This is a genomic window from Pseudomonas hamedanensis, assembly GCF_014268595.2.
Taxonomy (GTDB): Bacteria; Pseudomonadota; Gammaproteobacteria; order Pseudomonadales; family Pseudomonadaceae; genus Aquipseudomonas; species Aquipseudomonas hamedanensis.
In genome coordinates this window covers 4647864-4670300 of sequence record NZ_CP077091.1, presented here as the reverse complement: position 1 = coordinate 4670300, position 22437 = coordinate 4647864, and the positions used below count along the sequence as shown (strand labels likewise).

19 protein-coding genes are annotated in these 22437 nt (G+C 60.9%); 13 read left to right on the top strand and 6 right to left on the bottom strand.

The features are described from left to right. Window positions 1–31: 31 nt before the first annotated feature. The 4 genes from dsbG to HU739_RS20320 form a co-directional block, all read right to left on the bottom strand. A complete protein-coding gene (gene dsbG, locus HU739_RS20335; protein ID WP_186547144.1) occupies window positions 32–802 on the bottom strand; it encodes a thiol:disulfide interchange protein DsbG in 771 nt (256 codons plus the stop codon). After that, window positions 778–1659 (bottom strand): TlpA family protein disulfide reductase, encoded by an 882-nt coding sequence (locus tag HU739_RS20330; protein WP_186547145.1) that lies wholly within the window; start codon window positions 1657–1659, stop codon window positions 778–780. The genes dsbG and HU739_RS20330 overlap by 25 nt, the downstream gene beginning before the upstream one ends. Next, window positions 1659–3392: a protein-disulfide reductase DsbD gene (gene dsbD / locus HU739_RS20325; RefSeq protein ID WP_186547146.1), complete on the bottom strand. Its 1734-nt coding sequence runs from the start codon at window positions 3390–3392 to the stop codon at window positions 1659–1661. Before dsbD ends, HU739_RS20330 begins: the two co-directional genes overlap by 1 nt. A gap of 96 nt (window positions 3393–3488) precedes the next feature. Continuing rightward, window positions 3489–4181, bottom strand: a complete 693-nt coding sequence (locus HU739_RS20320; RefSeq protein WP_186547147.1) for a hypothetical protein — start codon at window positions 4179–4181, stop codon at window positions 3489–3491. 255 nt (window positions 4182–4436) lie between these two features. Between HU739_RS20320 and HU739_RS20315 the strand changes: the two genes are divergently transcribed. From HU739_RS20315 to rarD, 4 genes are all read left to right on the top strand, one after another. Beyond that, window positions 4437–5117 carry a response regulator gene (locus HU739_RS20315; protein WP_186547148.1) on the top strand — a complete coding sequence of 227 codons (681 nt, stop codon included), beginning with the start codon at window positions 4437–4439 and terminating at the stop codon, window positions 5115–5117. Then, a complete protein-coding gene (locus HU739_RS20310; RefSeq protein ID WP_186547149.1) occupies window positions 5114–6439 on the top strand; it encodes an ATP-binding protein in 1326 nt (441 codons plus the stop codon). Before HU739_RS20315 ends, HU739_RS20310 begins: the two co-directional genes overlap by 4 nt. Before the next feature lie 239 nt (window positions 6440–6678). Then, entirely contained in the window at window positions 6679–7653 is a 975-nt protein-coding gene (locus HU739_RS20305) for a serine/threonine protein kinase (RefSeq protein WP_186549170.1), read from the top strand. A 205-nt stretch (window positions 7654–7858) separates the two neighbouring features. Then, window positions 7859–8746, top strand: coding sequence for an EamA family transporter RarD (rarD, locus tag HU739_RS20300; protein WP_186549172.1), 888 nt, complete (start codon window positions 7859–7861; stop codon window positions 8744–8746). A 223-nt stretch (window positions 8747–8969) separates the two neighbouring features. Here the strand turns inward: rarD and HU739_RS20295 are convergent, their stop codons facing one another. Next, complete coding sequence (locus HU739_RS20295; RefSeq protein ID WP_186549174.1) at window positions 8970–9488, bottom strand: glycine cleavage system protein R; 519 nt, start codon at window positions 9486–9488, stop codon at window positions 8970–8972. 656 nt (window positions 9489–10144) lie between these two features. On the opposite strand from HU739_RS20295, the gene HU739_RS20290 reads away from it, so the two are divergent. Further along, window positions 10145–12322, top strand: coding sequence for a malate synthase G (locus tag HU739_RS20290; protein ID WP_186549177.1), 2178 nt, complete (start codon window positions 10145–10147; stop codon window positions 12320–12322). Window positions 12323–12530: 208 nt separating this feature from the next. Here the strand turns inward: HU739_RS20290 and HU739_RS20285 are convergent, their stop codons facing one another. Next, window positions 12531–12977, bottom strand: coding sequence for a response regulator (locus HU739_RS20285; protein ID WP_186549179.1), 447 nt, complete (start codon window positions 12975–12977; stop codon window positions 12531–12533). 257 nt (window positions 12978–13234) lie between these two features. Here HU739_RS20285 and HU739_RS20280 point away from each other — a divergent pair, with 257 nt between their 5' ends. The 8 genes from HU739_RS20280 to HU739_RS20245 all read left to right on the top strand — a co-directional run bounded on the left by HU739_RS20280 (window position 13235) and on the right by HU739_RS20245 (window position 22351). Beyond that, entirely contained in the window at window positions 13235–15169 is a 1935-nt protein-coding gene (locus tag HU739_RS20280) for a DUF294 nucleotidyltransferase-like domain-containing protein (protein WP_302467752.1), read from the top strand. Continuing rightward, window positions 15166–15873, top strand: a complete 708-nt coding sequence (locus HU739_RS20275; protein WP_186549183.1) for a 3'-5' exonuclease — start codon at window positions 15166–15168, stop codon at window positions 15871–15873. Before HU739_RS20280 ends, HU739_RS20275 begins: the two co-directional genes overlap by 4 nt. A 204-nt stretch (window positions 15874–16077) precedes the next feature. Next, complete coding sequence (locus HU739_RS20270; RefSeq protein WP_189684247.1) at window positions 16078–16554, top strand: RNA polymerase sigma factor; 477 nt, start codon at window positions 16078–16080, stop codon at window positions 16552–16554. Further along, the gene (locus HU739_RS20265) at window positions 16551–17525 is read left to right on the top strand and encodes a FecR domain-containing protein (RefSeq protein WP_186549187.1); all 975 of its coding nucleotides are present in this window, start codon (window positions 16551–16553) and stop codon (window positions 17523–17525) included. The genes HU739_RS20270 and HU739_RS20265 overlap by 4 nt, the downstream gene beginning before the upstream one ends. 236 nt (window positions 17526–17761) lie before the next feature. Then, window positions 17762–20188, top strand: a complete 2427-nt coding sequence (locus HU739_RS20260) for a TonB-dependent siderophore receptor (RefSeq protein WP_186549189.1) — start codon at window positions 17762–17764, stop codon at window positions 20186–20188. 74 nt (window positions 20189–20262) lie between these two features. Further along, window positions 20263–21393 carry a PepSY-associated TM helix domain-containing protein gene (locus HU739_RS20255; RefSeq protein WP_186549191.1) on the top strand — a complete coding sequence of 377 codons (1131 nt, stop codon included), beginning with the start codon at window positions 20263–20265 and terminating at the stop codon, window positions 21391–21393. Then, window positions 21390–21569: a hypothetical protein gene (locus HU739_RS20250; protein ID WP_186549193.1), complete on the top strand. Its 180-nt coding sequence runs from the start codon at window positions 21390–21392 to the stop codon at window positions 21567–21569. The genes HU739_RS20255 and HU739_RS20250 overlap by 4 nt, the downstream gene beginning before the upstream one ends. A 152-nt stretch (window positions 21570–21721) precedes the next feature. Next, complete coding sequence (locus HU739_RS20245; protein WP_186549195.1) at window positions 21722–22351, top strand: glutathione S-transferase; 630 nt, start codon at window positions 21722–21724, stop codon at window positions 22349–22351. The last annotated feature ends 86 nt before the right edge of the window (window positions 22352–22437 follow it).

Below are 22437 nucleotides of genomic sequence, written 5' to 3'. Positions count from 1 at the left end.
CAGAGCCCGCCTTTCAAGGCGGGCTTTTTCGTTATCTCGGACCAAGAATCTTCACCAGCTTCTCCGGTGTCGGCGCCCCTTGCTGCTGTTGCAGCTCACCCTTGCCATCCATGTAGAAAATTGCCGGCGTGGCCTGCAACTCCAGATCTTCCATCAGTTGCATGTTCGCCGCGAGCTTGGTCTGCACCGCCACCGGAATATCCTTCAGAGCTTTGAGTGAGCTGCCCTTGCCAGCCTTTTCGTGATCCTCCAGCGCCTTGGCCGGATCTTTCGCTGCTAGCAGCGCCGCCGATTTGCCCGGGCTGTCTTCGCGGATGATCCCGACCATGATGTGGCGCAGCTGCACCTTGCCGGCCTTGACCCAGGGCCGCGCCTGTTCCCAGAACACGTTGCAGTACGGACAGTTCGGGTCGCTGAACAGATACACGGTGCGTGGCGCGTCCTTGTTGCCGTCCTGAATCCAGTTGCTGGCTTCGAACTTGGCCCAGACTTCCTTGGCCATTGGCGCGTAGACCAGTTTTTGCAGCGGTTCGCTGCTCAAGTCCTTGCCCTCGGCGTCGTATAGATTGCCCACCATTACGTGCTTGCCATCCGGCGTCAGGTACAGCGCCATGCCGCGGTTCTGATATTGCGCGGCATAACCGCGCAGGCCGTCGGGCGCGTCGAACTGGCCGACGATTTTCGCGCCCTTGGCTTCGATCTGCTTGATCGCGGCGGGCAGTTCTTCAGCAGCCTGCACCGACGGCAAGTGCAGCAGAGCGCTGCCCAGAGTCAGCGTCAGCAGGTGGCGGAGGCGGGGCATGGGAGTTTCCTTGCAGAAGTGGCCGGTGCAGCGGCCGGGTTTGAATTCAGGTTCGGTTCGCCGAAACTTTCCAGGGCGCGTGCCAGACTGGCGTTGGACAATTCGCCCAAGTGGCTGGACAGCAGGCGGCCGTCGGGACTGTAGAACAGCGTAGTCGGCAGCGCCATGGAGCCTACGGCCTGACCGAGTCGACCGCCACGATCGAACAATACGTTGTTCAGGCTCAGGCCCTGGGTTTCGAGGAACGTCGCGACGCTTTGCATGCTTTCGGCCTGATTGACGAACAGGAAGGTCAGGTCCGGGCGCTGCTGCTGGGCGTTTTCCAGCACCGGCATTTCGCGCCGGCACGGTGGACACCAGGTGGCCCACAGGTTGATGACCAACGGGCCGCCCTGATAATCGCTGAGTTTTACCGTTTCTCCGGCGGCGTTGCGCAGTGAGATTTCCGGCAGGCGCGTGCCTTGTTCGTAAATGTTCAGCGACAGGGTTGCCAGCAACCAGAAGGCCACGCCGCTGACCACGCCAAAGCCCAGCGGTCGCCGCAAGCCCGGACGCCGCCAACCGCGATAGAGGGCTGCGAGCAGCAGCACGATCACCCCCGGCCAGGCGAGGAAACCGCCGTCGCGCAGGTCGATGATCTGCCAGGGGTCATTGCGGTAGTGCGGCCAGTACATCAGCACAAACGCAATGCGCGCCGCGAGCATGCCCAGCAGAAACAGGCTGAATAGCGCCGACTCGGGATTCTCGCCGCCACGTTTGGCCACCCGCCAGCCGACAAACGTCGCCAGCGCCAGGGCACTGATCAGCAGCAGGTGGTTAAGTGCGATGGCGAAGGTGCCGAGGGTGAAAGTCAGCATTAATTGGCGTCTCGGGTAGTGGTCCAGCGTTGCAGGAACGCCTCGGCATCGACTTCGCCGGTGATGCGCTGGCTGCGCCGCTCTTCGCCATCCGTGCCGATCCAGATGAAAGTCGGTGGTCCCGGCACTTTGTAACGACCGAGCAGTTCACGGCTGGCGGCGTTGTCGGCGGTGACATCCAGGCGCAGCAGGCGCACATCGTTCAACGCCTGCATCACTTTGGCCTGGCCGAACACCTGTTTTTCCATGACTTTGCACGACACACACCAATCGGCGTAGTAGTCGAGCAGGACCCACTGGCCCTGCGCCTTGGCAGCGTCGAGTTCACGTTGCAACGCCACCGGGTCGTTGATCGTGGTAAACGCCTCGTGACCTGATGGTGCCGCCGTGCTGGCGCGACCGGCACTGTAAACCTGCAGCGGTTGATAGGGATCATCGCTGCCGCCCGCCGCGCCGATCACCAGCAGACTGCCCCACAACCCGAGCAGTAGCGAACTGGCGCCGAATAACTGGGCAACCCGGCCAAAACCTTCGGACTGTTTCCAGGCGCAGAAAGCGGCGATCAACAGCAGTGCACCGCACAGACCCAGCCACAACGAAGCGTCCAGTACCGGGCGCAGCATCAGCAACGCAGTGGCGAGGAACAGGAAGCCGAACACGCCTTTGAGCAGATTCATCCAGGCGCCGGGCTTGGGCAGAAAACGATTGCCGACCGTCACCAATAACAACAGGGGCACACCGATACCGATGCCCAGCGCAAACAGAATCAAGCCGCCGTGCACGGCGTTTCCGCTCTGCGCGATATAAAGCAATGCTCCGGCCAGCGGCGCAGTCATGCACGGGCCGACCAGCAGACCGGACAACGCACCGAGCACACCGGCGCCAATCAGACTGCCGCCGCTGCGGCTGCGCGAGGCGTGTTCCAGTCGGTCACGCAGGGCCACGGGCAATTGCAGCTCGAAGAAGCCGAACATCGGCAGGGCAAGTATCACGAATACGGCGGCGAAGGCACCAAGCAACCACGGGTTCTGTAGCCAGGCCTGCAGGTTTGCCCCAAGCAGTGCGGCGATCACGCCCATTGCCGCATACACCAGCGCCATGCAGACCACATAGCTGCTGGCCAGAGCGAAACCGCGACGGGGTGTGGCACCGCTGCCGACAATCATGCCGGCCAGAATCGGCAGCATCGGCAAGGAGCACGGGGTGAATGCCAACAGCAGGCCAAGGCCGAAAAACACCAGCAGGCTCCAGCCCAACGCCCGTTGTTGCAGGCTGCTGGCGAGGGCCTGATCTGGCGCTTGAGCATCGTCGGCCTGCACCGTTTTGCCGCCCAGATCAATCACCCGGGTTTGCGGCGGGTAACACAGCCCCGCATCCGCGCAGCCCTGATAGCTGACCTTGATCTGCCCTGTGGCGGCGGCCGGGATTTTCATTTCCAGGCCTTGCCGATAGACCGGTTGCTCGCCAAAAAACTCATCGCTGTGGGATTCGCCCGCAGGCAACGTCGGCTGTTGTGCGGGCGTCAGCCCATCGAATTTCAGACGCTTCTGATACAGGTAGTAGCCATCGGCGATTTGCCAGAACACCTGGGTTTCACCCGACTCCAGCCGTTCGGAGGTGAGTACGAATGCCTTGTCGACTGGCAAAAAGTCCGGTTTTGTCTCAAAGGGATTGTTTCCGGCCTGGGCCAGACCGGAGATCAGCAGAGCAAACAACAGAAAAAAACGACGCATGGAGGAGCCTTGTCCCTGTGCAAGTGGGTGCAGAATGGGCGGCGGCGATTAACCGATAATTAACCGTATCCTACTAGCCCCTCCATGATTGGCCAATCAGCCGCGCAACAGACCGGGCCAATTACCTTCATTAATGGTTTGCGGACCGGAAACCAGTCGATCCGACTGGATGTTGTAAGTCAGATATTGATTATGGGTCAGGAAGATATACCAGTAACTGTCGGCAAAGGTCCGGTCATTTTGGGCGGCGGTGATGATTCGGTCCTTGTAGGGTTTTAATGCCCCCAGTTGATAGTCGCCGAAGGGCTTGCGAGTCAGCGTCTTTGCTTTGTAATTGAACGACAAGTAATGCCCGTCATTAAGAATGAAGCGAAACAGGAACGGATGACCGGTCAGTTGAAACCAGGTGCCGGCGATAATCTTATCGAAATACGGCAGGATCGGCTTCCAGATCGAATCGGCCACTTTATGGAAAGCGGCAACTTTGTCAGTGTCCTGATCATATTTACAGACCATCGGGGTTGTTCCCTGGTAAAAGAAGAACCAGGCAATGTCTTCATCGCTATCCACGTTCCAGCCGAACGAAGTGGTGGTCAGGCCAAAGCGCAGGTGTTGGGTAAAAGGGCTGAAACTGTCCCAGTGGCCTGCTGTCTTGGTGGGATAGTTACCAGGGACAATGTTGTCGCCGATATCGAATCGAGAGTAAGTGTCAGTATCCTTGAAAAAGAAATAAATGCGGTCGGGGCCGGAGCGCCAGTCGACGGCGACAAAGTTTTTTAATTCGGTCATGTTTATAAAGTCCATTTAGAAGGTTGGCGAAGTTGCCCGATTCAAAGTAAGTGACGACGCATTCACAGACAAAGCGATGAATTGTTTCTGAAGACGCCTTTAAGTTGGCGAATGTTTCGACCGTCGCTACCCCGGGTTTCCCGTCGCCTGGAAGTGGCCGGAATGTTTAACCGGCTTCCCGTGACTGTCGCGCACGGCCATAATTGCCCCTTAATCCTTGCCTGCTTCACTCGCTATTTTTCTCACGGAGCACCCATGCACGTACTGGTTTGCGAAGACGATGAGCTGATCGCCAGTGGCATTGTCGCCGGCCTCACCGCTCAGGGCTTGACTGTCGAGCACGTCAACACGGCGTCCAAGGCGCGGGCGATGCTCAAAGTCGCGGAATTCGACGTGATGGTGCTTGACCTGGGCCTGCCGGACGAGGATGGGCTCAAGCTGTTGCAGCAGTTGCGTCACTCGGGCCTGGAGATCCCGGTGCTGATCCTGACCGCACGCGATTCGGTCACCGACCGCGTCGATGGCTTGCAGGCCGGTGCCGACGACTACCTGCTCAAGCCGTTCGACCTGCGCGAACTGTTCGCCCGCTTGCAAACCCTGTTGCGTCGGGTTGCCGGGCGCAGCGTCAACCTGATCGAGCATGGCGCGCTGACGTACGATCCGAGCAGCCGCGAAACCACGCTGGCGGGGCAGCCAGTGGACCTGTCGCGCCGCGAGCAGTCACTGTTGCAGGCACTGCTGCACAATCGTGGGCGAGTACTGTCCACCGAGCAGTTGAAAGACAGCGTCTATGGTTTCAACGATGAGCTGGAAAGCAACGCCCTCAACGTGCACATCCATCATCTGCGCAGCAAACTTGGCAAAGGCATCGTCGAAACCGTGCGCGGCCTGGGTTATCGCCTCGGCCCGGCCGACGGCGGGGATCAAGGCAAATGATGAGTCTGCGCCTGCGCCTGAGCCTGACACTCGGCGCCGCGTTTGCGCTGATCTGGGCGCTGGCGGCGGCGTGGATGCTCAGCGATCTGCGCAACCAGATGATGTTTTCCCTCGACCAGCGGCTGGTGGCCTCGGCGCGTATGGTCGCCGGGTTGCTCGAGCAACTGCCGACGCTGCCGAGCAAAGGCGAGGGCACCCACTTCAGTGCCGAGCAACTCAATGTTCCCGGTGGCATGGCCTGTCAGGTCAGTTCCCTGCGCGGGGAAATTCTCGCGCGCAGCCACAACAACCCCGAGCAAGCGCTGGAAGCCGAGAAGATGGGCTTCCACGATCAAATCATCGACGGCGCGCCGTGGCGCAGTTTCACCCTGGCCCGGGGCGATGTGCGCATCACCACGGCGGACCGGCAGATCGAGCGCGAGGCGCTGAACATGTCGATTCTGCTCGCCGCCTCGGTACCGGTCGGCGTCGCCTTGTTGGGCTGCCTGTGCCTGTTATGGCTGGGCATCGGACAAGGGCTGGCTCCGCTCAATCGCCTGCGTGAAGCGTTGATGCGGCGCAACGCCGATTCGCTTGAACCGTTGCAGTTGCAGGCGTTCCCCAGCGAACTGAAACCGTTGCTCGAAACCCAGAACCAATTGTTCCAGCGTATTGGCAAGACCATCGAGCGTGAACGCCGCCTGACCGGTGACGCGGCGCATGAGCTGCGCAGTCCGCTGACGGCCATCAAAACCCACTTGCAAGTGGCGCGCATGACCGATGGCAGCGCCCGCGATCAATCGCTGGCGCGGGCCGAAGAGGGCGCTGACCGTCTGCACCGAACCCTGGAGCAATTGCTGCTGCTGGCGCGCGTCGAGGGCAGCCTGTCGTTCGATGACGGCTCGCAATACAGCGCCGAACAAGTCGCCCGGCTGGCGATTCAGGACGCGACGGGCGGTGAGCGACTGCGGATCAGACTGCAGGTGCCGGATGATCTGTCCGCCGCGCCGCTGCAGATGCCCGCCGTGCTGGCGATCGCGGCGCTGCGTAATCTGCTCGACAACGCACTGCGCCATACGCCTGAAGACTGTGCCGTCGAGGTCACACTGGAAACCATCGGCAATCGCGTGCGTTTTGTCGTGCGCGACCATGGCCCGGGTATCGCGCCTGACGATCTGCAACATCTGACCCAGCGCTTCTGGCGCAATGGCCAAAGCACCGGCTGTGGCCTGGGTCTGGCGATCGTGCAGGCGATTGTTCAGCGTTGTGACTGTGCCTTGCATTTTGACAGCCGCCCGGATGGCCTGCGGGTCGAGTTGACGATGCCGTTGCAAGTCAGCTGAATCCACCACAACTCCCCTGTAGGAGTGAGCCTGCTCGCGATAGCGTCATGTCAGTTGACAAGTTTATTGATGACGGAACGCTATCGCGAGCAGGCTCACTCCTACAGGGGAATGCGTTGCAAATGTAGGAGTGAGCCTGCTCGCGATGGCGTCGGCACAGACACCAACCCCCTCAATGCCTGCCATCTGCGCTACCATGCCGGGCCGGACGCAGCAGCCTGCTGCGCGCAGGAGTCAGCATGGCCCACCCGTTTGAAACCCTCACACCCGACCTTGTCCTCGATGCCGTTGAAAGCATCGGGTTTCTGAGTGATGCACGCATTCTGGCGCTCAACAGCTACGAGAATCGCGTTTACCAGGTCGGCATCGAAGATTCCGAGCCGCTGATCGCCAAATTCTATCGTCCGCAGCGCTGGACCAACGAGGCCATCCTCGAAGAACACCAGTTCACCTTCGAACTGGCAAACATCGACATTCCGGTGGTCGCGCCGCTGATCCACAACGGCGAAACCCTGCACGAACATGCCGGCTTCCGTTTCACCCTGTTCCCGCGCCGTGGTGGCCGCGCGCCGGAGCCGGGCAATCTCGATCAGCTGTACCGTCTCGGTCAGTTGCTCGGGCGCATGCATGCGGTGGGCGGCACCAAGCCATTCGAACACCGTGAAGCCCTCGCCGTGCAGAACTTCGGCCATGCTTCGCTGAAGACCCTGCTCGAAGGCAACTTCATTCCGAAAAGCCTGCTGCCGGCCTATGAGTCCGTCGCTCGCGACCTGCTCAAGCGCGTCGAAGACGTCTATGCCGCCACGCCGCACCAGAACATCCGCATGCACGGCGACTGCCACCCCGGCAACATGATGTGCCGCGACGAAATGTTCCACATCGTCGACCTCGACGATTGCCGCATGGGTCCGGCGGTGCAGGACATCTGGATGATGCTCGCCGGCGATCGTCAGGAATGTCTGGGGCAGTTGTCGGAGTTGATGGACGGCTACAACGAATTCCACGATTTTGACCCGCGCGAGCTGGCGCTGATCGAACCGCTGCGCGCCCTGCGCCTGATGCACTACAGCGCCTGGCTGGCGCGGCGCTGGGATGACCCGGCGTTTCCGCACAGCTTTCCGTGGTTTGGTACGGAACGGTATTGGGGCGATCAGGTGCTGGCGCTGCGTGAGCAACTGGCGGCGCTCAATGAAGAGCCGCTGAAACTGTTCTGACACCGCAGGGCAACCTGTGGGAGCGAGCTTGCTCGCGAAGACGTCATGTCAGGCAACATCGATGTTGAATGTTAGTCCGCCTTCGCGAGCAAGCTCGCTCCCACATGGGTTTGTTTTCATTCATTACTGACCAATCGGTTCAGGCATTTGCAGACAAATCTCCTTACAATCCCTCCTTTGTCAGTTGCCTGAGCAAGGATTCTGCATGCAAGCCGCCAACCCGCGTCGCGGGTACATTCTGGGCCTGAGCGCCTACATCATCTGGGGCCTGTTCCCGATTTATTTCAAAGCCATCGCCGAAGTGCCGGCCGTCGAGATCATCATTCATCGGGTGCTGTGGTCGGCGCTGTTCGGCGCGCTGTTGCTGATGGTGTGGAAGCACCCCGGCTGGCTGCGCGAGTTGCTCGACAATCCCAAGCGTCTGGCGATTCTCGCCTTGAGCGGCACGCTGATCGCGGCCAACTGGCTGACCTACGTGTGGTCGGTGAATAACGGCCGCATGCTTGAGGCCAGCCTGGGTTACTACATCAATCCGCTGGTCAATGTGCTGTTGGGCATGGTGATTCTCGGTGAGCGTCTGCGGCGCATGCAGTGGGTGGCGGTCGGCCTGGCGGCCGTTGGCGTGGCGCAGCAGGTGTGGCAGGTCGGCAGTTTGCCGTGGGTGTCGCTGGCCCTGGCGCTGACGTTCGGTTTCTACGGGCTGATCCGCAAGCAGGCGCCGGTCAAGGCATTGCCGGGGCTGGTGGTGGAAACCTGGATGCTGGTGCCGATCGCTATCGCCTGGTTGTTGTTCAACCAGACCGCGACCAGCGTGCAACCGGCATTCTGGACCACCTCCGAGGCTTGGTGGCTGGTGGCCGCCGGGCCGGTGACACTGGTGCCGCTGGTGTGTTTCAACGCCGCCACCCGCCATCTGCCCTACACCACCATCGGTTTCCTGCAATACATCGCGCCGACGTTAGTGCTGCTGCAAGCTGTGCTGCTGTTCGGCGAGCACTTGTCGTCCAGCACGTTGGTGGCGTTCATGTTTATCTGGGCCGGTCTGGCCGTTTACAGCGTCGACGCGTGGATAAGTCTGCGCCGGCGCAGCTGATCAAAAAACGCACAAACCTCCACAGGCCACGGTTCTCGTGGCCTGCACCGTTCCTTCCCAAGGTTATCCACAGCGTGATCCCCGCCGTTTGTGTGCAACTCACTGATAACTGGCGGTTTTTTGATCAACCTTGGCAAAGCCACGGCCACTATGGGGTTGCGGGCTGTCTCTACAGGTTATCCACAGGCAGGTGCACGTTAAAACTGGATAACCTCAACGGCCGTTAAGCGTCTGTGCGTAACACCAACTCGACCATCAGATCATCGGCGAGGGTTTCCAGCCGTGCTTGCAAGACGTCCAGCGCTAACGTCAGCGGCACCGCGAGTGTTGCTTCGGCGTGAAACAGCGATTCGCTGCTCATCGGGGCCGGACGCACCTCCGTCACCAGCCTTTCCAGATTCACGCCCTGCTCGCTCAACAACCGTGTGATGTCCCGCACGATGCCGGGGCGGTCATTGCCCACCAGTTCCATGGCGATCGGTTTCCAGGTGCAGGATTGCTCGACATTGCTCTCGGCGATCAGCACGCGGATACCGTGCGCCGCCAGCGCCTGTAAGGAATCGACTAATTCGTCGTAAGCCTCCGCCGGCACACCCACACGCAGAATCCCCGCGAATTGCCCCGCCATCCGCGACATGCGGCTTTCCAGCCAGTTGCCGCCGTGCTCGGCAATGCACTGGGCGATGCGCTCGACCTGCCCGGGCTTGTCCGGGGCGAAAACCGTGAGTACGAGATGGTCCATGGCGCAGCCCTCTTGTCATGACTTTTGTTATCGAAGGGCAAGTATAGGCAAGGGCGTTGATTCAGCCCGACCCGGTGCTGGAATTGGAAACCATCTGCAGACGATGACCTGTGGCGAGGGGATTTATCCCCGTCCGGCTGCGCAGCAGTCGTAAATCCTGCCAATTGCGTCTGCCTGCCAGAGCGCAGGGGCGGCTTCGCCACCCAACGGGGATAAATCCCCTCGCCACAGATTCCCTCGCCCCAAAGGTGGAGACGCCAAAACTGCGCCATAGCAGCCAAACAGCATTTATGTGTACAACTTTGGATATTTAGCTGGAACAATCCAACAGTTTTTTGAGAACATCCCGTTCCGCGATGTGACCGCAATGCGACATGAGGTCGCAGAACGACGTAATTAGTCTGATTTTCACAAGCGCAACTCATCATGTAGTATGCCGCAGCGCGCACTACATAACGCTGGATCGATGTCTGCCCAAGGCCCGTCCGCAACCCTGAAAGCCCTGTCAGCAAGGCCCCCAAGCCGTTGATTGGTCCCAGCCCAGCCGCCCGCAATGGCATGTACTGGTCGGCAGGTTTGTGGTTTAAATGGCCCGAGGCTTCATTGCCAAATTGAAGAGCTGAAAAGCGAAATAGCTGAGCAGAGTGAGGCAAGCAATGACTGAACACGTTCAAGTCGGTGGCCTGCAGGTCGCCAAAGTCCTGTTCGACTTCGTGAACAACGAAGCCATTCCCGGTACCGGCCTCACCGCCGAACAATTCTGGGACGGTGCCGACAAGGTCATTCACGACCTGGCGCCGAAGAACAAAGCCCTACTCGCTAAACGCGACGACTTCCAGGCGCGCATCGATGCCTGGCACCAGCAGCATGCCGGTCAGGCTCACGACGCCGTGGCGTACAAGGCTTTCCTGCAAGAGATCGGTTATCTGCTGCCAGAAGCGGCTGATTTCCAGGCCACGACGCAAAACGTCGACGATGAAATCGCCCGTACCGCCGGCCCGCAACTCGTGGTGCCGGTGATGAATGCTCGCTTCGCACTCAATGCCTCGAACGCTCGCTGGGGTTCGCTGTATGACGCCCTCTACGGCACCGACGCGATCAGCGAAGAAGGTGGCGCGGAAAAAGGCAAAGGCTACAACAAGGTGCGTGGCGACAAAGTCATCGCCTTTGCCCGGGCCTTCCTCGACGAAGCGGCACCGCTGGCTGCCGGTTCCCACGTCGATTCGACCGGCTACAAAATCGCTGACGGCAAACTGGTGGTAACGCTGAAGGGCGGCAGCAACAGCGGCCTGCGCGATGACGCTCAGCTGATCGGTTTCCAGGGCGACGCCAACGCGCCGATCGCGATTCTGCTCAAGCACAACGGCCTGCACTTCGAAATCCAGATCGATACCAGCACCCCGGTCGGCCAGACCGACGCGGCCGGCGTCAAAGACATCCTGATGGAAGCGGCGCTGACCACCATCATGGACTGCGAAGACTCCGTGGCCGCCGTCGATGCCGACGACAAAGTGGTGATCTACCGCAACTGGCTCGGCCTGATGAAGGGCGACCTGGCGGAAGAAGTCGCCAAGGGCGGCCAGACCTTCACCCGCACCATGAACCCGGATCGCACCTACACCGCGCCCGATGGCGGTGAAGTCACCTTGCACGGCCGTTCGCTGTTGTTCGTGCGCAACGTCGGTCACCTGATGACCATCGACGCGATCCTCGACAAGCACGGCAACGAAGTGCCGGAAGGCATCCTCGACGGCCTGGTCACTTGCCTGGCGGCGGTGCACAACCTCAACGGCAATACCTCGCGGCGCAACACCCGCACCGGTTCGGTTTACATCGTCAAACCGAAGATGCATGGCCCGGAAGAAGCCGCGTTCACCAACGAGCTGTTCGGGCGCATCGAAGATGTCCTGCGCTTGCCGCGCAACACCCTGAAAGTCGGGATCATGGACGAGGAACGCCGCACCACGGTCAACCTCAAGGCCTGCATCCAGGCCGCGAGCGAGCGTGTGGTGTTCATCAACACCGGTTTCCTCGACCGCACCGGCGATGAAATCCACACCTCCATGGAAGCCGGCCCAGTGGTGCGCAAGGCTGACATGAAGGCCGAGAAGTGGATCGGCGCCTATGAGAACTGGAACGTCGATATCGGTTTGAGCACCGGCCTGCAAGGTCGCGCGCAAATCGGTAAAGGCATGTGGGCGATGCCGGATCTGATGGCTGCGATGCTTGAACAGAAAATCGCTCACCCACTGGCCGGCGCCAACACCGCCTGGGTGCCATCGCCAACCGCCGCTGCGCTGCACGCGCTGCATTATCACAAGGTCGACGTGTTCGCCCGTCAGGCCGAACTGGCCAAACGCGCCCGCGCCTCGGTGGACGACATCCTGACCATCCCGCTGGCAGTGAACCCGAACTGGACGCCAGAGCAGATCAAGCACGAACTGGACAATAACGCCCAGGGCATTCTTGGCTACGTGGTGCGCTGGATCGATCAGGGCGTCGGTTGTTCGAAAGTGCCGGACATCAATGACATCGGCCTGATGGAAGACCGTGCGACGCTGCGTATTTCCAGCCAGCACATCGCCAACTGGTTGCGCCACGGCATCGTCACCCAGGACCAGGTCATGGAAAGCCTCAAGCGCATGGCGCCGGTGGTCGACCGTCAGAACGCCAACGACCCGCTGTATCGTCCGCTCGCCCCGGATTTCGACCGCAACATCGCCTTCCAGGCGGCGGTCGAACTGGTGATCGAAGGCACCCAACAGCCGAACGGCTACACCGAGCCGGTGCTGCACCGTCGTCGTCGTGAGTTCAAGGCTGCGAATGGTCTGTAATTTGCGCTGATGCTGGAAACGAAAAAGGCCCTGATCGAGAGATCAGGGCCTTTTTCATTGGAGAACCGAAATTCTACTATCACTCGAGAGCCAATGTGGGAGCGGGCTTGCTCGCGAAAACGCCCTGTCTGTCGACATCAATGTTGAATGCCGGTCCGCATTCGCGAGCAAGCCCGCTCCCACATTGGATTTTCGTTGGTTCGCAATGTCAGGGTTCTATACCCAATTCGTGTTTCACCAGACCGAGCAGCTTCACTGTATCAATCGGCTTGAGCAGAAAATCCACCACGCTCAGATGCATCGCCTCGATCGCGTCTTTCACGTCGGCATCGCCGGAGACAATGATGATCGGCATCGCTGCCCTCACAGACTCGCGAACCTGCCGGATCAGCTCCAGGCCATCGACGTTGCCCATGCGCAGATCGGTAATCACCAACCCGATCGAAGGCTTTTCGTCGAGCATTTTCAGCGCGGTTTCACCGCTGGCCGCGGTCATGCAGCGAATCCCGTCCAGCGCGAGAATTTCCGACAACAGTTCCCGGGCATCCTTGTCGTCATCGACGATCAAGACACGCTGCGGCGGCAGATCGGGTTCGAGCATCACTGCGCTGAGCGCTTCACGCTCGGCATCGCTCAAAATATCGTGGTCGGACATGGCGTTCTCTAAGTGTTCCAAACAATCATCTGGCAAGTCGTCAGACATCGCCAGACAGCGCTTCAATGTGCACTTCGTCGGATTTTTTTCCAAGGGGCAACGGCACGCTTTTCCGGGCTTTTGCGTAGGGTATTTCCGAAATGTTGCCAATGGTGGCAAAACCTAGACTTACGTCCAATGGGCACCCCGCCTGTGGGGGAAGACCATGGTTGCCACGATCCGACAACAACAATTCGAAAAAGACTGCGGTAATGGTTATGAGTAAAGCGGACGCCTTCACCCAGGCAGGGAAAACCGCGGTTTTGCAGAATATTCAGGGCACCCTGCAATTCCTCCAGCGCTTCCCGCCCTTCAATCAGATGGAACACGCCCACCTCGCTTATCTGGTGGAGCAATGTCAGCTGCGTTTTTTCGCCCAGGGCGAGAGCATCATCAAACCCGCCGACGGCCCGGTCGAACATTTCCATATTGTCAAGCAGGGTCGCGTGGTCGGCGAACGCCAGCACATCACCAAACCCGGCACCGAAACCACCTTTGAAATCACCACCGGCGAATGCTTTCCGCTGGCGGCCCTGCTCGGTGAGCGCGCCACACGCACCGAACATCTGGCGGGTGAAGATACTTTTTGCCTGCAACTGAACAAACTGGCGTTCATCAAACTGTTCGCGCTCTCCAGCACCTTCCGTGATTTCGCTTTGCGCGGGGTCAGCAGCCTGCTCGATCAGGTTAATCAGCAGGTGCAGCAAAAAGCCGTGGAAACCCTCGGCACGCAATATTCGCTGAACACCCGTCTGGGTGAGCTGGCGATGCGGCATCCGGTAACGTGCAGCGCGGACACGCCATTGCGCGAGGCGGTAAAGCTGATGCACGAGCAACAGGTCGGCAGCATCGTCGCGGTGGATGAGCACAAGGCGCCGCTGGGAATTTTTACTCTGCGCGATCTGCGCCATGTGGTGGCCGAAGGTGCCGGCGATTTCAGCGATCCCATCGAACGGCACATGACCCGCGCGCCGTTTTATCTGTCACCGGATCACAGCGCATTCGATGCGGCGATCGCCATGACCGAGCGGCACATTGCGCACGTTTGCCTGGTCAAGGATCAGCGTCTTTGTGGCGTGGTCTCCGAGCGCGACCTGTTCAGTCTGCAACGGGTCGATCTGGTCCACTTGGCCCGAACGATTCGCAGTGCCCAGCGGGTTGAGCAACTGGTGATCCTGCGCGGTGAGATCGGCCAACTGGTCGAACGCATGCTCGCCCACGGCGCATCCTCGACGCAGATCACTCACATCATCACCTTGCTCAACGATCACACCGTATGCCGGGTGATCGAACTGACCCTCGCCGAAAAAGGCGATCCCGGCGTGCCGTTCAGCTGGTTGTGTTTCGGCAGCGAAGGTCGCCGCGAGCAAACGCTGCACACCGATCAGGACAACGGCATCCTGTTCGACGCCCGCGATGCGGTGCACGCGGCGGAGATTCGCGGCAAGTTGCTGCCGATTGCCCAGCAGATCAACCAGAGTCTGGCGCAGTGTGGCTTCACCCTGTGCAAGGGCAACATCATGGCCGGCAACCCCGAGCTATGCCTGTCGCGGGCCGAATGGGCGCGGCGCTTCGCGGCATTTATTCGAGAAGCGACGCCAGAGAACCTGTTGGGCTCAAGCATTTATTTCGACCTGCGCGTGGTCTGGGGCGATGAGCAAGGCTGCGGGCAATTGCGCAGAGGCATTCTCGAGCAGGTCGGCGACAACCGTTTGTTCCAGCGCATGCTGGCTGAAAACGCGCTGCGCAATCGCCCGCCGGTGGGCCGATTCCGTGAGTTCGTGCTGGCACGCAAGAATGGCGAGAAAGCCACGCTGGATCTGAAAATCCAAGGCCTGACGCCGTTCGTGGATGGCGCCCGCTTGCTGGCGCTGGCCAACGGCATCGACGCCAACAACACCCTCGAACGCTTCCGCCAACTGGTGGACAAAGAGGTGATCGAACCGCTAGACGGCGCGGCGTATGAAGAGGCCTATCACTTCATTCAGCAAACGCGGATGCAACAGCATCAATTACAGACCCGCGAAAATCTGCCGTATTCCAACCGCGTCGATCCCGACAGCCTCAATCATCTGGACCGGCGCATCCTGCGTGAATCCCTGCGCCAGGCGCAGCGTCTGCAAAGCAGCCTGACCTTGCGGTATCAGCTATGAGCCTGTTTTCCTGGCTGCGCCCTGCCAGTCCTGTAGTGTCGGCGGCTCTGCAACAGCGTCTGGCAAAGTTGTCAGTCATCACCGGGCCGAGCGAATGCAGCCTGCGCGAGCAGCGTTGGGTAGTCCTGGATCTGGAAACCACAGGCCTCAATATCAACAAGGACCGCGTACTGTCGATCGGCGCGGTGGCCATCGAGGACGGAGCGATTGATTTCAGCCAGCAGTTCGAGCGCACCTTGCAATGCCGTGAGTTGAAGCTCAGCCCTAGCGTGCTGATTCACGGGTTGGGGCCAAATGCGATTGCCGCCGGCAGTGACCCGGCCGAGGCCCTCGTGGAGTTCATGGAGTTTGTCGGCGACAGCCCGCTGCTGGCGTTTCATGCGCCGTTCGATCAGCACATGCTCGGGCGCGCGTTGAAGGAACATCTGGGGCATAAGTTGCAGCATGTGTTTCTGGATGTGGCGGATATCGCGCCATTGCTGTGTCCACAAGCGAACATTCGCGAAGCCGGCCTGGATGAATGGATCGAGTGGTTCCGGCTTGAAGTGTTCGAGCGGCATAACGCGAGTGCCGATGCGCTGGCCACGGCGGAACTGGCGTTGATTCTGTTCAGCCGGGCGCGGGCGCAGCAGATTCATAGTCCGTTGAATTTGCAGCAGCGGCTGGGTCAGTGGAAGCGACGGCAGCAGGCACCGTCCTTTTAGCTTTTCGACGCCTGTCCGGCCGCCTTCGCGAGCAGGCTCGCTCCCACAAGGCAGCGCATTGCCTCATATCACCTGACCAGTGGCCAATTGCTAACCATTCCCACCTCTGCCAGAATCGCGAACAATTCGCGTTAGTTAATATTTCCCAATCGGTGATGTCCGGTGTCGTCAGTCCCAAGTCCCCGCAGTGAGCTCGTCGGTGCGATGTATCGCGATCATCGCGCTTGGCTGCTGGCGTGGTTGCGGCGCAATGTCGCCTGCCCGCAACGCGCCGAGGACTTGAGCCAAGACACGTTTGTGCGCCTGCTCAACCGCGACGAACTGCTGACACCACGCGAACCACGGGCGTTTCTGGTGGCGATCGCCAAAGGCCTGCTGTTCGATTACTTCCGCCGCGCCGCGCTGGAACAGGCCTACCTCACCGAGTTGATGCTGATCCCCGCAGGCGAACAACCGTCGGTGGAAGAACAGCAGATGATCCTCGACGACCTCAAGGCCATCGACCGCCTGCTCGGCAAGCTGTCGACCAAGGCCCGCGCCGCCTTCCTGTATAACCGCCTCGATGGCCTCAGCCACGCCGAAATCGCCGACAAGCTGGGCGTCTCGGTGCCGCGCGTGCGGCAGTATCTGGCGCAAGGCCTGCGCCAGTGTTACGTGGCGCTGTACGGTGAGCCGACATGAGCCCGGCCAGTTCCAGACCGGTACCGGCCCATGTGCTGGACGCGGCGATTGCCTGGCAGTTGACCCTCGATTCGAGCACCGCGCTGGAACGCGAGGAGTTCGCCAAATGGCACGCGGCCCATGAAGAACACGCCCGTGCCTGGCGCCAGTTGGGCATGCTCGATCAGCGCTTCAGCGTTGCCAAGGGCCCGGCCCGAAGTGCGTTGCTGCAATCGCGCGAAGGCATCCGTCGGCGCGTGCGCAAACTCGGCAGCGGGCTGGCCAGCGTCGTCGTGATCATCGGTCTGGGGTTATTTGTCAGTGAGCGTTATCTGCCGCTGGACTACTGGCTCGCCGATCAGCGCACCGCCACCGGCGAACAGCGCACCCTGCGCTTGCCCGACGGCACCCTGCTCAATCTCAACACCCACAGCGCGGTGGATGTGCGCTTCGATGAGCAGCGCCGTTTGGTCGTGCTGCAGGAAGGCGAAATCCTCGTCGAGACTGGCCATGGCGATGCGCGGCCGTTCATCGTCGAAACCCGCGAAGGCAGCATGCGCGCCCTGGGTACACGGTTTCTGGTCAAGCGCGAAGAGCAAGGCACGCGCCTGAGCGTGTTGCAGTCGGCGGTCGCCGCACAGGCGCAAGGCAATCCGGCAGAACAGATTCTGCGCGAAGGCCAGCAAGCGCTGTTGCGCAGCGACGGGCTAGGCTCAATTGTCGCGCTCAACCCCGGCGCCGATGCGTGGACGCGCGGCATGCTGGTGGTGGACAACGCGCGGCTAGGGGATCTGGTGCAGGAGCTGGGACGCTATCGGCGCGGCCATCTGGGCGTGGCGCCGGACGTGGCGGATCTGCGCATCACCGGCAGCTTCCCGTTGCATGACACCGAAAAAGCCCTGAGCGCATTGCTGCCGACCCTGCCGGTGCAGATCGAGCGGCACACACAGTATTGGGTGACCGTGGCGAAGGCTGAGACCAAACCCGAGTAATGCGGCGTCTGAGCGGCCGCCTTCGGGAGCAAGCCCCCTCCCACATTTGAAATGCATTCTCCTTGTGGGAGCGGGCTTGCTCGCGAATGGGCCGTTAGCCACAGCACCAGAAACAGGCTCAACCCAGATATCGGCAGCCCCGGTAAACCGAAATAATTTCCACCCAGCCCTATCACTTTTCGAATCTCGTCCGGCACACAGGCAATTGAGAAATATTTCCATTCAGGAGCCGCCGTATGTCCCGTTCGCTAGACACCTTGTTGCGTCCCAGTCTGCTTGCCATTGCCATTGCTTGCGGGACACCGCTGATCAGCAGCCCGCTGCTCGCTGCTGAACAAGCGTCCAGCGTGCGCGCCTACAACCTGCCGGCGGCGCCGCTGTCGACCACGCTGAACCAGATCGCCAGCCAGGGCGGCCTCGCGCTGTCGCTGAACCCGTCGCTGGCGGCCGGCAAGACCTCGGCGCCGGTCAACGGTCAATATGACCCTGCCGGCGCCCTGCGTGCAGCGCTGCGCGGCACCGGTCTGCAACTGGAACAAAGCAGCGCCGGCACCTTCACCCTGGTGGCCGTGCCCGACGGCACGATGGCCCTGCCGGAAACCGCGATCATCGGCGTGGAAAACCTGGAAAGTGCCTGGGGCCCGGTCGAGGGCTATACCGCGACCCGCACCGCCGCCGGTACCAAGACCGACACCGCACTGGTCGAAGCACCGCGTTCGATTTCCGTTGCCACCCGTCAGCAAATGGACGACCGCAGCGTGCACAGCCTCGATGACGCCGTGCGCTACATGCCGGGTATCACCGCCAGCAGCTACGGCAGCGACACGCGCGCTGACTGGCTGCGTGTACGCGGTTTCGAACCGACCCAATTCCTCGATGGCCTGCCGCTGCCCAAGGGCGTGTACGCCAACCCGAAACAGGAAACCTGGAACCTCGACCGCCTCGCCCTGCTGCGCGGCCCGGCCTCGTCGGTGTACGGCCAGACCCCGCCGGGCGGCCTGCTCGACATGGTCAGCCGGCGTCCCAGCGCCGAAGCCAGCAGCGAAATCCAGCTGCAATACGGCAGCGACAATCACCGCCAGATCAACTTTGCCAGCACCGGCAAGATCGATGACGCCGGGCAGTTTCTCTACGGCATCAGCGGCGTGGTGCGCGACAGCGGCACGCAGGTCGATCATGTCGACAACAAGCGCTACAACATCGCGCCGAGCCTGACCTGGAATATCGATGACGACACCAAATTCACCCTGCTGAGCCAGTTCACCCGCGACGATACCGGCATCACCAGCCAGTTTTTGCCGATCCAGGGCACCAAAATCAAATCGCCGTTCGGTGATATTTCTCACCATAAAAATCTCGGCGATCCGGACTGGGAATATTACGACCGCACTTACTACGCGCTGGGTTACGCCTTTGAGCATCGGTTGAACGATGTCTGGCAGTTCAAGCAGAACCTGCGTTATACCAAGTCGGATTTGTCGTTCCAGTCGCTGACGCCCGGTTCCTACCCGTTCACGACCGTGGATGAGCAGGGCAACGTCGGCCGCACCAGCACGAGCGTCGACGAGGACATCAGCCAGTTCGCCGTCGACAACAACTTCCAGGCCGACTTCTCTACCGGTGATATCCGCCACACCCTGCTGCTGGGCCTGGACCACCAACGCAGCAACACCAACTACACCTCAATCTTCGGCGATGGCCTGACCACCAACGTGATCACGCCGATCTACGGCCAGCCGATCGTGCGCCCGGCGCGCTCCACAGCGTTTTACGACTACAACCAGAAAACCTTCCAGACCGGTCTCTATGTGCAGGACCAGATGGCCCTCGACCAATGGCGCCTGACCCTCGGCGGCCGTGAAGACTGGGTGCACACCAGCACTGAGTTCTTCAACAAGGGCGATGCGACAAATACCCAGCGCGACAAACAATTCAGCGGCAACGCCGCGCTCAGCTACGTGTTCGACAACGGCTTTGTACCGTACCTGTCGTACGCCGAATCCTTCCAGCCGACCACGGGCGCTGACGCCACCTCGACCGGTTCGCTCAAGCCAACCGAAGGCAAGCAGTGGGAACTGGGTATCAAATACCAGCCACCGGGCAGCAAGACCCTGCTGACCGCCGCCGTGTATGACCTCACCCAGAAGAACGTGTCGGTCAACACCTTCGTCAACAATGTCTCGATCACCAGCCAGGCCGGCGAAGTGAAGGTCAAGGGCCTGGAACTGGAAGCGGTCTCCGACGTGACCGACAACCTGAAAATCATCGCCGCCTACACCCTGGCCAAGTCCGAAGTGCAGAACGGCGTCGACAAGGGCAACCGCCTGCAATTGATGCCGAACCAGCAAGCCTCGCTGTGGACCGACTACACCTGGCACACTGGCGTGCTCGACGGTTTCGGCGTGGGCGCCGGCGTGCGTTACACCGGCAACACCTACGGCGACAAGGCCAACACCTGGCTGGGCAAGGCTGACGCCTACACCGTGTTCGACGCTTCGGTGCATTACGACCTCGGCCGCCTGGACAACAGCCTCAAAGGCGCGTCGCTGGCAGTCAACGCGACCAACCTGTTCGATAAAGACTACATTTCCACCTGCGACGGCTTCTATTGCTATTACGGCGACCAGCGCAGCGTGGTCGCCAGCGCGACTTACAAATGGTAAGCCAGTGAGCTGAAACAGGCCCTGTTACCAGGCCGTCCTCCGTGGACGGCTTTGGTGCTTTTGAAGGTCATGAAATGAAAAGTAAAACAATTCGTCGCTGGTCGTTCATCCACACCTGGACCAGCCTGATCTGCACCGTGTTTTTGCTGATGCTGGCATTGACCGGTCTGCCGCTGATTTTCCATCACGAGATCGAGCACCTGCTCGGCGATGCACCTGAAGTGCGCGAGATGCCCGCCGACACACCGCGGCTGAATCTGGCGCAGTTGGTCGCAGCGGCCGAAAAACATCGCCCTGATGACGTCGTGCAGTACTTCGGCTTCGACGACGATGAGCCGAACGCCGTGCTGACCATCATGGCAAAAACCGCCGGCACCGAGCCGAACGCTTCCCACACGTTCATGCTCGATGCGCGCACCGGTGAAGCGCTGGAAACGCCTTCGGCCAACGGCGGCTTGATGCTGTTCATCCTGCGCCTGCACGTCGACATGTTTGCCGGATTGCCTGGCAAGCTGCTGCTGGCGTTCATGGGTCTGCTGTTTGTCGTGGCGATTGTCTCCGGAACGGTGCTGTACCTGCCGTTCATGCGCCGCTTGAAGTTCGGCACCGTGCGCCAGGACAAATCCACGCGCCTGCGCTGGCTCGACCTGCATAACCTGATTGGCGTCGTGACCCTGACGTGGTGCCTGGTGGTGGGCGTGACCGGGGTGATCAGCGCCTGCGCCGACCTGCTGATCGCCGCGTGGCGCAACGACGCGCTGACCACGCTGATCGCGCCGTATCGCGATGCACCGCCGCTAACCAGACTGGCACCGGCCACGCGCCTGCTCGATATCGCCGCTGAAGTGGCACCGGGCATGAAACCCGACTTCATCGCTTTCCCCGGCACACGATTCTCCAGCGAACACCATTACTCGGTGTTCATGAAGGGCGGCACGCACCTCACCTCGCACCTGCTGACGCCGGTGCTGATCGATGCCACGACCCTGCAAGTCACCGCCGTGGCCGAACGCCCGTGGTACATGGACGCCATGGGCATGTCGCAGCCGCTGCACTTCGGTGATTACGGCGGCATGCCGATGAAAATCCTTTGGGCGACGCTGGATGTGCTGACTATCGTTGTGCTGACGAGCGGCGTGTATCTGTGGGTGGTGCGGCGTAAAGCGGCCAGACCGGTGCTGGAAACCACGGAGGCTTCGGCATGAAACCGCGTCAGTCGAGTTTCTGGAAAGTCTTCAGCACGCCGATTGTGCTTGCGCTGCTCAGTGCCGGTGGGCTGTTTGCGGCGTTGCTCGGGGATGGACTCTGGGATGCGTTGAGCTGGGTCGGGCTTGGCGTGCCGGCATTCTTGGCCATAAAGGGATTAATGCGGCGAAGCTGAAATCCCGTGTAGGAGTGAGCCTGCTCGCGATAGCGGACTAATGTTCAACATCGATGTTGACTGACCCAACGTCATCGCGAGCAGGCTCACTCCTACAAGGGATCGGTAACAGGCTATGCTGCCCGATCATAGTCCTGATCGAGACCTTGCCCATGTCCGCCCCCAGCATGACCCTGTACCACAACACCCTGTCGCCCTTCGTCCGCAAGGTCATGGTGCTGCTGCACGAAACCGGTCAGCAGGATCGCGTCGCCCTGCAAGACTGTGTGCTCAGCCCGGTCAGCCCGGACCCGGCGCTGATCGCCGACAACCCGCTGAGCAAGATCCCCGCCCTGCGCCTGGCCGATGGCAACGTCATCCATGACAGCCGGGTGATCCTCGAATACCTCGACCAGCAGCACGTCGGCAACCCGCTGATCCCCCGCGAAGGCGCGGCGCGCTGGCGGCGGCTGACCCTGGCATCGATGGCCGACGGGATCATGGATGCCTCGGTGATGGTGCGATACGAAACCGTTTTACGCCCGGTAGAGAAGCACTGGGACGAATGGCTCGACGCCCAGCGCGACAAGATTCGCCGCGCCCTGGCCGTGCTGGAACAGGATGCGATCGCCGAGCTGACCAGCCATTTCGATGTCGCGGCGATCAGCGTGGCGTGTGCGCTGGGTTATCTCGACCTGCGCTTCCCCGACCTGGACTGGCGCGCGGCCAACCCGCAACTGACCAACTGGTATTTTGAGGTGAGTCAGCGACCGTCCATGGTTGCAACAATGCCCAAGTCCTGATTCTGCGGCGCTTGCTCGGCCCCTATCGCGAGCAGGCTCACTCCCACAGTTGACCGCGTTCCCCTGTAGGAGTGAGCCTGCTCGCG